Origin of the sequence: Xanthomonas arboricola pv. guizotiae (genome assembly GCF_002940205.1) — a bacterium.
In the GTDB taxonomy this organism is placed as follows: domain Bacteria; phylum Pseudomonadota; class Gammaproteobacteria; order Xanthomonadales; family Xanthomonadaceae; genus Xanthomonas; species Xanthomonas arboricola_C.
Window position 1 is genome coordinate 1 of record NZ_MDSK01000064.1, and the last position, 9289, is coordinate 9289.

At 65.2% G+C, this 9289-nt stretch carries 6 protein-coding genes and 2 pseudogenes; 2 read left to right on the forward strand and 6 right to left on the reverse strand.

All coding sequences use genetic code 11. The annotated features are described in order from the left end of the window. Positions 1 to 87, forward strand: a pseudogene (locus XarbCFBP7408_RS21255) (IS5-like element ISCARN85 family transposase); the annotation flags it as partial. Positions 88 to 130: 43 nt separating this feature from the next. Here XarbCFBP7408_RS21255 and XarbCFBP7408_RS21260 read toward each other — a convergent pair. Further along, positions 131 to 1102, reverse strand: coding sequence for a LysR family transcriptional regulator (locus XarbCFBP7408_RS21260; RefSeq protein WP_181107090.1), 972 nt, complete (start codon positions 1100 to 1102; stop codon positions 131 to 133). 100 nt (positions 1103 to 1202) lie between these two features. Between XarbCFBP7408_RS21260 and XarbCFBP7408_RS21265 the strand changes: the two genes are divergently transcribed. Continuing rightward, positions 1203 to 1964 carry an SDR family NAD(P)-dependent oxidoreductase gene (locus XarbCFBP7408_RS21265; protein WP_104564618.1) on the forward strand — a complete coding sequence of 254 codons (762 nt, stop codon included), beginning with the start codon at positions 1203 to 1205 and terminating at the stop codon, positions 1962 to 1964. A gap of 55 nt (positions 1965 to 2019) precedes the next feature. On the opposite strand, the gene XarbCFBP7408_RS21270 is transcribed toward XarbCFBP7408_RS21265, so the two are convergent. From XarbCFBP7408_RS21270 to XarbCFBP7408_RS21290, 5 genes and pseudogenes are all read right to left on the reverse strand, one after another. After that, positions 2020 to 2733: a M23 family metallopeptidase gene (locus XarbCFBP7408_RS21270; protein WP_104564619.1), complete on the reverse strand. Its 714-nt coding sequence runs from the start codon at positions 2731 to 2733 to the stop codon at positions 2020 to 2022. Between the two features lie 2 nt (positions 2734 to 2735). Beyond that, complete coding sequence (locus tag XarbCFBP7408_RS21275; RefSeq protein ID WP_181107093.1) at positions 2736 to 3665, reverse strand: L,D-transpeptidase family protein; 930 nt, start codon at positions 3663 to 3665, stop codon at positions 2736 to 2738. A 374-nt stretch (positions 3666 to 4039) separates the two neighbouring features. Further along, positions 4040 to 6754 (reverse strand): TonB-dependent receptor, encoded by a 2715-nt coding sequence (locus XarbCFBP7408_RS21280; RefSeq protein ID WP_104564621.1) that lies wholly within the window; start codon positions 6752 to 6754, stop codon positions 4040 to 4042. A gap of 134 nt (positions 6755 to 6888) precedes the next feature. Beyond that, a complete protein-coding gene (locus XarbCFBP7408_RS21285) occupies positions 6889 to 8064 on the reverse strand; it encodes a phosphatidylinositol-specific phospholipase C1-like protein (RefSeq protein WP_104564622.1) in 1176 nt (391 codons plus the stop codon). Between the two features lie 131 nt (positions 8065 to 8195). Then, positions 8196 to 9200, reverse strand: a pseudogene (locus tag XarbCFBP7408_RS21290) (acetyl-CoA hydrolase/transferase C-terminal domain-containing protein); the annotation flags it as partial. Positions 9201 to 9289 lie beyond the last annotated feature (89 nt).

Here is a 9289-nt window from a genome sequence, read left to right on the forward strand (position 1 = left end):
ATTTTCACGCGCTTCGAGAAGTTGGACGTCATGTTCCTTGGATTCCTCAACTTCGTCCTGGTCGTTGATGGGCTTCGGATGTGTTAACAGGCCCGCGAAGACGTGCCGGCAATCGCATCGATGGTCAGGGCTACAGCGGGTCCAGATGCGGCGCCATCACCTGCGCAACCCAGTCCATGAACGCACCTACGCGTTGCGGCAGATGGCGACGCTGCGCGTAGAGCAGCGTGACCGGCATCGGTTCCGGCGCAATGGCCGCCAGCAGCTCGATCAAGGCGCCGCTGTCCAGGTGTGGGCGCAACGGGCTGGCCGGCGCCTGGATGATGCCCAGGCCCGCCAATGCGGCAGCAAGATAGGCATCGCCGTTGTTGACCGTCACCGGGCCGCGCATCGGCAGTAGCTGGTAGGCCGGTCCATCGCGGTACTCGAAGCCGGACGATCGCTGGCCCAGCGTCGGCGCGTAATGCACCAGGTCGTGGTGAGCCAGATCGTCCAGGCGCTGCGGCATGCCCCGTCGTGCGAGGTAGTCGGCACTGGCGCAGTTGATGATGCGAAACACGCCGAGCGGGCGTGCGACCAGGTTGGTGTCTTCGAGCGTGCCCACGCGCACCACGCAGTCGAAGCCTTCGCGCACCACATCGACGCGGCGGTCGGTGCCGCTGATTTCCACTTCCAGCTGCGGGTGCTGCGCCAGGAACGTGGGCAGTGCGGGAATCACGAAATTGCGCGCGACGCCGGAGGACATGTCCACCCGCAGGCGCCCGCGCAGCTGGCTGCGTTCGCGCTGAAACATGCTCTGCAATTCGTCCATGTCGTCGAGCAGATCGCGGCTGCGCTGGTAGAACGCGGTGCCGTCGCCGGTGAGTTGCACGCGGCGCGTCGTGCGATGCAAAAGCTGCGTCCCCAGCGAGGCTTCGAGCCGCTGCACGGCGGTGGAGACGCTGGCCTTGGGCAGGCCCGGCGTTTCGGCGGCGCGGGTGAAGCTGCCGAGCTCGGCGACGCGCAGGAAGGCGTGTAGCGACTCCAGGCTATCCATGAATTGGTCGACGTTCTTGAACGGTGCAATCAGGTTGGACTGATTTATACGGCGCGGCAAGCGCAATAGTCTTGGTGCGGTCAGACAACGTCACGTCCGCCCTGCGGTCTCGCACCAGCTTTGGTGATCGCCCCAAATCGCTTCCCAACACGCAACGGAGTCCATCATGTCGACCACCACACCGATCACCCTGATCACCGGCGGCAGCCGCGGCCTGGGCCGCAATGCTGCGCTTGCACTCGCTGCGGACGGCAGCGATATCGTGCTGACCTATCGCAGCCAGGCAGATGAGGCCGCTGCGGTGGTCGCCGAGATCCACACGCTTGGCCGCCGCGCGCAGGCACTGCCGCTGGATGTTGCCGACGCCGAGTCGTTCGCGGCATTCGCTGCGCAGTTGAAGCAGGTGCTGGCCGGCTGGGACCGCACGCAGTTCGATGCGCTGGTCAACAACGCGGGTACCGGGCTGCACGCGGCCATCGCCGACACCACGCCGGCGCAGTTCGATGCGCTGGTCAACATCCATCTCAAGGGGCCGTATTTCCTGACCCAGGCATTGCTGCCGTTGATCGCCGACGGCGGACGCATCCTCAACGTATCCAGCGGCCTGGCACGTTTCGCGCTGCCCGGTGCCTCGGCTTACGCGATGATGAAAGGCGGGGTGGAGGTGTTCACCCGCTATCTGGCCAAGGAACTGGGCGCGCGTGGCATTCGTGCCAATACGCTGGCGCCGGGTGCGATCGAGACAGACTTCAACGGCGGCAATGTGCGCGATAACCCACAGGTCAATGCGATGGTGTCGTCGGTCACGGCGCTGGGACGCCCAGGGCTGCCGGACGATATCGGGCCGGTGGTCGCCGCATTACTCGCGCCGGGAACCGGGTGGATCAATGCGCAGCGCATCGAGGTATCGGGCGGCATGTTGATCTGAATGCACAGGCCTGCGCATCACGCGCAGGCCCGGGTCTGCATCGCTGCTCGGTGCATCACTGCAAGGTCTGGTCGCCATGCAATACGGGGTAGGGATTCAAGACCTCTCCCTTCCACCATTGTTTTTCCGGCCCCAGGCGGTGGATCTCGAAGTGCAGATGCGGTGCGGCAGGATCGGCATTGCCGGTGCTGCCGACGTAGCCGATGACCTGGCCGCGCTTGATTGCCTGCTTTTCTGCCAGACCATCGGCGTAGCGTTCCAGGTGTGCGTAGTAGTAGCAGTACGTGCCGTTCGGATCGAACTGGTACACGGTCAGGCCACCGCGCTCGCTGTTGAACAGTTTCTCGACCGTACCGTCTGCAACTGCAATCACCGGTGTGCCGGTCGGTGCAAGAATGTCGATGGCATCGTGTACGCGACCTTCGCTGCGTGCATCGGTAAAGGTGTCCTGCAGTTGGCCGCTGCTGATGCCTTGCACCGGAATCAGCAGGCCGCTGCCTGAATTCGCAGCCTCAGGAGCGGCTGCAGACGCAGGCGCGGCTGGCGTGTCTGCAGCGGGCATCGTCTCGGTGGACGGCGACGGTGCGGCAACCGCTGGAGCCGCAGAAGACGTTGCCATTGCCGCCTCTGGCGCGTTGGGCTGCGCTGTCACCGTGGGTGCAGCTGCGGACGCCGGTGCCACCGCCGCCTGTGGTGCCTGGCGTTCCAGCCACCAATAGCCGGCTGCACCGAGCAGGACACCGACCACCAGCATCATCAGCAGTTTCATGCTTACTCCTGCATCACCACCGGCATGGACGGGCCGACCACGCTGGCCAGAGTGACCACGTCCCAGTTGGTCAGGCGCACGCAGCCGTGCGATTCGGTCTTGCCGACATGACCGGGTTCCGGCGTGCCGTGCAGGCCGTAATGCGGCTTGGACAGATCGATCCAGACGCGTCCGACCGGATTGTTCGGGCCCGACGGCAAGGTAGCCTTCTGATCGCCCTTCTTCGCGTCCCAGAACAGCTTGGGGTTGTACTTGAACACCGGGTCGCGCGCCACGCCCAGCACCTTCCAGCGGCCGATCGGCAGCGGATCGTGCTTGCTGCCGGAGGACACCGGGAACTGCGCATACACCTTGCCGTCGGCATCTAACAGGCGCAGCGTCGAGTCGGACTTGTCGACCACCAGCTTGGCCGGCTTGGCCAGCGGCGGGACGCCGTCGATGTTCGGTACCTGGATCACGCCACCGGCCTTGCTCAAATCCACGCCGGGGTTGAGTTGGCGCAGCAGCTCCGGAGCGGCATGGAAACGCTCGCCCAGCGCCTCGTCCACCGAGGTGTAGCCCAGCGACGTCAGCTTGGCCTGTTCGGCCGGTCCTTTCGGAATCGGCTGGAACGGGCCGGCAACATCGGCATCGGTGAGCGTGTACTGCACCAGGGCCGGCGTGGTGTCGGCCTGCAAGGCCTGCCAGGTGGCGTCATCCAGCTCACCGGTGACCTTGATCCTGTGCGCGGCCTGAAACCCCGACACCGCACGCTTCTGATTGGAACCACGCTCGCCGTCGATCTGCCCCGGCGAGAAATGCGCGCGATCCAGCAGCACCTGCGCATGCAGATCCGAGCGCGGGCCGGTCGGCACGACTGTCGCAGCGGGCGTTGCTGCAGGTGCCGGCGCAGGTGCGGCGGCGGGCTGCGGCGCTTGCGCCAGGGCGGACAGGGAGGTGCCGAGAGCGAGGGCGAGCAAGCAGGCGCGAGCGTGGATGCGTGGTGGCATGAGCAGGTCCGGAAGAGGCATGCGCGCACCTTGCCCCAGCCGCCTGCGTGGTCTGCGTGAAATGGCTGCACCGGGACTGACTGGGGATGCTGTCGGGATGCGGGTCAGAAGCGGATACCTGCTGTCTCGCCTGTGCGCGGCTGCCGATTCGATGCCGCCGCCTGTTGCTGCTGCTTCCACCCGGTTGGCAGAGAGAGTGCTGCGCCACGCCACGCCGCGATCGATCGCCTGACTGACAGGCAGGCGATCGATACGGATCGGTGCAGACCCGGTCCCTGCAGCTGCAGACATTGCGCCGCAGCTGTGCAGGGCTGCCGTCAGTAGGTGTAGCCCAACGTCAGCATGTACACCCGTCCGGTCTGTACATAGGCGCCGTCGGCGCCGGGGTCGTAGGCCATGTAGCGCCTGGACTTGCCCTGGGTTTCGTAGAACGTGGCGGCATTGAGCAGGTTCTTGGCCGACACCCCGACATCGACGTGGTGCGGCAGATGATAGGTCGCGGTGAAGTCCAGCGATTTGACCGGTTGCAGGTAATAGTTGAGCCGGTCGCTGGTCAGCCCCAGCAATTGCAGGCCGGTGTAGTTGTAGCTCAGGTCGGTGCGCAGATGCGTATCGTCGTAGAACAGATCCAGGTTGTAGATGCGCTCGGGCGCGCGTGGCAGCCAGGTCTTTTCCGGTTGATCGCTGCGCTTGCTGTCCGCTTCGCTGTGCTGCAGCGTGAGGTTGGCGGTGACGCCGACGTTGCTCCACAGGCCCGGCAACTCCTGCAGGCGCTTGCTCGCTGCCAGCTCCAGTCCATAGAGCCTGGCGGTGCCGCCGTTCTGCGGCATGGTCACCGGCACGCCGTTTTCGAAGGTGGTGCCGGTCGGCACCAGCCCGCCCAGGGTGTTGTCGTTGCTGGTCGCCGATTGCGAGGTGTAGATGAAGCCGGTGATGCGCTTGTAATAGGTCGATGCGCTGAGCACGCCGCCGCTGTGGTCGTAGAACTCGGCGGAGAGATCGGCGTTGTCGGCCTTGCTCGGCTGCAGATCGGGATTGGGCCTGGAGATGCCGACCACCTGCTGGGTATCGTCGATGGTGTACACCGTCTCGCCGGAAATCAGGCCGAACGCCGGGCGGCTGAAACTGCGCCGCAACGAAGCCCGATACACGGTGAGATCATCCGGCCGATAGTTGATGCTGATGCCCGGCAGCACTTGCCCATAGGTGCTGCCGGTGCCGACGAAGCTGCCGGTGCTGCCATCGCCGCTGGATTGCCAGGAGTCGGCCGCATAGCGCGTCAACTCGTAGCGCACACCGGGCAACACGCTCACCGAGCCGACATGCAGCGCGGCCATTGCATAACCGGAATAGATCGCCTCGGTGCTGGAGGTGGTGTTGGCGTTGTAGTCGTTGGCGGTATAGACGCCTGCGCCGTTGGGATCGTTGACGTACTTGTAGGGCAGCGCCTGCGCACGCATCCAGTTGCGGTCCAGCTGCTTGAACGGGCCGGCGTAGCGGCCGTCGAAGGCGTGATAGGTGACGCGGCCCGGGATCGCGCTCAGCGGCGGTCCGCCTGCGGTGGGGAAGGCGTAATTGGGTCCGCCAAAATACGGCCCGTTGGTGACGAAGTTGCCGTCCTTGTGGAAGAACGGGTGATCGTAGGCGCCGCGGTCGGAGTGGTCGGCAGACAGACCGAGCTTGACGCTGTCCAGCACATCGCCATCGACCTGGTAGGTGATATCGGTGTGTGCGTTGACGCGGTTGTCGTGACTGCCGGCGTCGTGCCCCTGCACCTTCCACAGCAACGACGCATCCAGGTTGTAGAAGAAGTCCTGCAGGCCAGGCGTGCTTGGCGCGATGCTGGGATAGCGGGGGTTGCTGAGGTCGAAGGCGAAGCTGCCGGGCGTAAAGCCATACAGGCTTGCCGACACGTAGTCCGGGCGGCTGCGGGTGCCGCGACCGACCGAGCTGCCGTAGTCGAAGCGCAAGCGGCCCAGCGTGGTCTGGCCTCCCAACTGCAGCGTCGCCAGTTTTTCGTCGATATCGTGCGTGTTGAAGTAGCCGCCACGCACGGCGGTGGGTTGGTTGCGATAGGTTTCCAGGCGCGCGCTGGACTGGTCCTGTTGCCCGGTGACGCCGTAGCTGCCGTAGATCGCACGCGCATACAGCGCGTTGTTGTCGCCTTGCCAATCCAGCGAGAGGTTGCCGCCATAGCGTTCGATCTGGCTGGTGTACAGGCTGTACTTGTAGCGGGTGTTGATCAATGGCCCGACATCGCGCAGGTCGGTTGCAGTGGCGAGGGCGGGATCGGCCGGAACGTATTTGCTGTTGGGCGCCGGCGCCTGCGCCATGTTGTTGTTCCTGCCGTAATAGGCCGATGCGTAGAGGCCGAAGGCATGGCCATCGCCAAACTTCCAGGCCAGCTCCTGCTGGAAGGTGCCGCCGCTGTCCTTGCCGCCCAGCTCCGAGGCCAGCGCATTGAACTGGCCCTGCGCGGTACTCTTGGCGTAGACATCCTGGTCGAAGTCGAAGGCATTGGGCGTGCGCATGTCGATCGCGCCGCCGATCGAGTCGCCGGGCATGTCGGGCGTTGGGGATTTGGACACCTGCACCGACTGGATGCCGAACGGCGCCAGCATGTTCAACGAGATTGCGCGCGTCGACGAATCGGTTTCCGGCATGCCGAAGCCGTTGAGCGTGTAGGCGTTGTAGCTGGCGTCCATGCCGCGAATGCTGACGTAGGCGTTTTCGCCGGTGGTGGCCTGGCCCAGATGCATGTCGCTGTATGCGGACAGGCCCGGCATGTGCGACACGACATCGGCGATGCCGCCGGAAGGGATCGCATCGATCTGCTGCTTGCTCATCACGCTGTTGACGCTGCTGGACAGGCGCTGTTCGTTGAGCGATCCCGGCGTGGCGGCGTGCTTGGCCTGCACGTTGACCGAATCCAGCGTGGTGGTGCCGAGCGCCGGTGTCTCGGCAAACGCCGGCGCGGACAGTGCCAGCGCGATGGCGCAGGTCAGGCGATGGGTGGTGCGTGGGGACTGCATGCTTTGGCTCGCGTGGTTGGAGAACGTGGGTGCCCGGCCCGCGTATCGCGGGTGCGGGTGTGCATCGCCGACGCCTTCGGTTGCGACAGGTCTGTGTGTGGTGCGGAGATTGCGACGACGGCAGTGACCCCGACTCAATGCCCGAGGTCGGCGCCCTTGCAGTGCGCCTGCGCCAGCTGCGGATTGCAGCGTGCGACCGCATCGCCTTCGAAGCGCACCACGTAGCCGTTGCCGGCCGGCTCATGTGCGGGGAAGTCGGTGCTGAGCAACTGCGCGCCGCTGGCCAGCATGCGGTCGCGGCGGGTGGTGTCGTGTTGCAGCGCTTCCTTCAGGTCGGCGTCGGTACGCGTGCGCACCAGATAGCCGGCTTTCACCAATTGGGTGATCGTCTCGGCGGGGCCATCGTTGAGTTCGGTGAACGCGGCATCGTCTTGGCCAGGCACCGCATTGGTGAAGCACACGCGTCCGCGCAGCGACGGATGCCCGGGCAGGTAGCTGGCACCGGCCGCCCGTTGGTCGAGCAGGAACACCACCTTGCCGCGTGCCTCGCTCAACGACGGCCAGCCGTGCGCAAGCACTGCGGCGTTGAGCGTGGCTGCGGTGCCACGGACCTGATCGGGGCTGAGGTACTCGCCGGGTCCAAACACCGAGTGCAGTTCGGCATCCAATGCATCCATCGCCGCCGGATCGAACGGCTCCGGCTGCACGGTCGGAAACGCCAGTTGCACCGGCGCCTGCTTGGTTTCCAGCAGGATGAAGATCGGCACATGCCCGGGGTGCTGCTTCGACCACGCGCGCACTTCCTGCAGGCACGCGATCAAGGGCTGGCAGTTGCTGCGCTGGTCCACGTCCTGCACGTGCATGACCTTGAAGCCGGGTTTGTCCATCACTCCGGCCGGTGCGCTGGGCGGTGCGGGCGGCAAGCCGGCCTTGGCGATCTGCGCGACGCTGGCCGGGTGTGCGTAGCGACCACCGTTGGCATCGGCAAAGACATCCAGTTCGAGTTGTCTGACGCCATCGTCCAGTTGTTGCCTCAGCGGTGGATGGCGGTAATCCAGTGCCGCGAACAGCTCCGGACTCAGTCGTTGCAGCAGCGTCGCCTCGCTGGGGGCGAAGCCGGCGTGGTAGCTGTTGTGGCTACCGATGTATTGCAGATCGGTGAGGCGAGGCGCGGCATGCGCGGTCACACCGGCCAGCATCAGCAGGCCAAGGAATGCAGCGCTGCGTGTATTGCTTCGCCTTGCGCGCGCTGGCTTCGCTGTGCGGTCATCGCCTGGATTCACAGCCGAAACAACGAATAAGCAGCGCATGCAGCCAGGCCGGAAAGAAGGTGGTCGCCATCATCCGGGCCAAATTTGACGCAAGGCTTTCCGCCGTATTGCCGTCGTGCGTCACAGTGCGAAAAACGCGCCATGGCATCGCTTTTCGCGACACGGGCGCTTCAGTGCACTCTGGTCTTTTGCAAGGCATACGCCAGCAGCCGCGCCTGCAGCCGTTCGCCGATGCTGCGTGGCGCATCCAGTGCCATCCGTTGCAAAGTAGCGGCATCGTCTGCATCGCCGCTCTCGCGTGACAGCAGTGCGCGCCAGACGGTCGTCAGCGTTGCGCTATTGCCGGCGGTTGCGCGTTTGAGCCAGCTCAGGGCGCGCAGCAGGTGTTGCTCGACTCCGGTGAAGTCGCTGCCGAGCGGGTAGTCGGGCAGGCTGCCATCGCGGCGGAACGGCGCCAGCGCCTGTTGCAGTGCCTGCGGCGTGTTGCGTTGCGCACGCGCAGGCAGTGCAGGGTCGCCACGTAGCTTGCGCGATGCCTTGGCGGTTGCCAGCAACGCGTCCTGGAAGCGTGCATCGCAGATGCCGGCCATCGCCAGCACGCAATCCTGATCGGTCTGGTGGCGCAGGTCGGCGATGCCGTACTCGGTGATGTACAGATCGCGCAGATGGCGCGGGATGGTGGTGTGCCCGTAGTTCCAGCGCACATTGCTCGCTGCGTGTGCACCGGCATCGCGCGTGGCCCGCAGCATCAACGCGCTGCGCGCCTGCGGCAGGGCATGCGCCATCGCCACGAAGTTGTACTGGCCGCCGACGCCGGAAACCACGCGGCCATCTTCCAGCCCGTCGGACACCGCCGCGCCGAGCGCGGTGGCCATCATGCAGGAGTTGAAGAAGCGCGCATCGCGGCGTTGCAGCCGCTCCAGCGCTTCGTTGCCGCCATACAGCTGGTTGATCTCGCTGATGCGACGCATGCCGATGGCATCGCGCGTGTCTGCATCCAGCTCGCGTAGCCACTGGTAGAAATCCGGCGAGCCGAGATAGAACGCCCCATGCAGAAACTCGCCTTCGCGGGCCAGGCGCGCGTGATCGGCCGCATCGGCGCTGCCGTCGGCGATGCGCTGCATCAGCGCCGGATCGTCGTGCACCTTGCGGCGGATCACGCCGCTGTCCACTAGAGCGTGTTATGAACTTTGCTCTTGTCACGCTAACGTATACGGATGAAGCCTCGTAAGCCATATCCGACCGATATTTCCGACGAAGAATG

Coding starts and splice junctions, on each gene's coding strand:
- XarbCFBP7408_RS21265 (WP_104564618.1), top strand. CDS start 1,203: ATGTCGACCACCACACCGATCACCCTGATCACCGGCGGCAGCCGCGGC.
- XarbCFBP7408_RS21270 (WP_104564619.1), bottom strand. CDS start 2,733: ATGAAACTGCTGATGATGCTGGTGGTCGGTGTCCTGCTCGGTGCAGCC.
- XarbCFBP7408_RS21280 (WP_104564621.1), bottom strand. CDS start 6,754: ATGCAGTCCCCACGCACCACCCATCGCCTGACCTGCGCCATCGCGCTG.
- XarbCFBP7408_RS21285 (WP_104564622.1), bottom strand. CDS start 8,064: ATGCGCTGCTTATTCGTTGTTTCGGCTGTGAATCCAGGCGATGACCGC.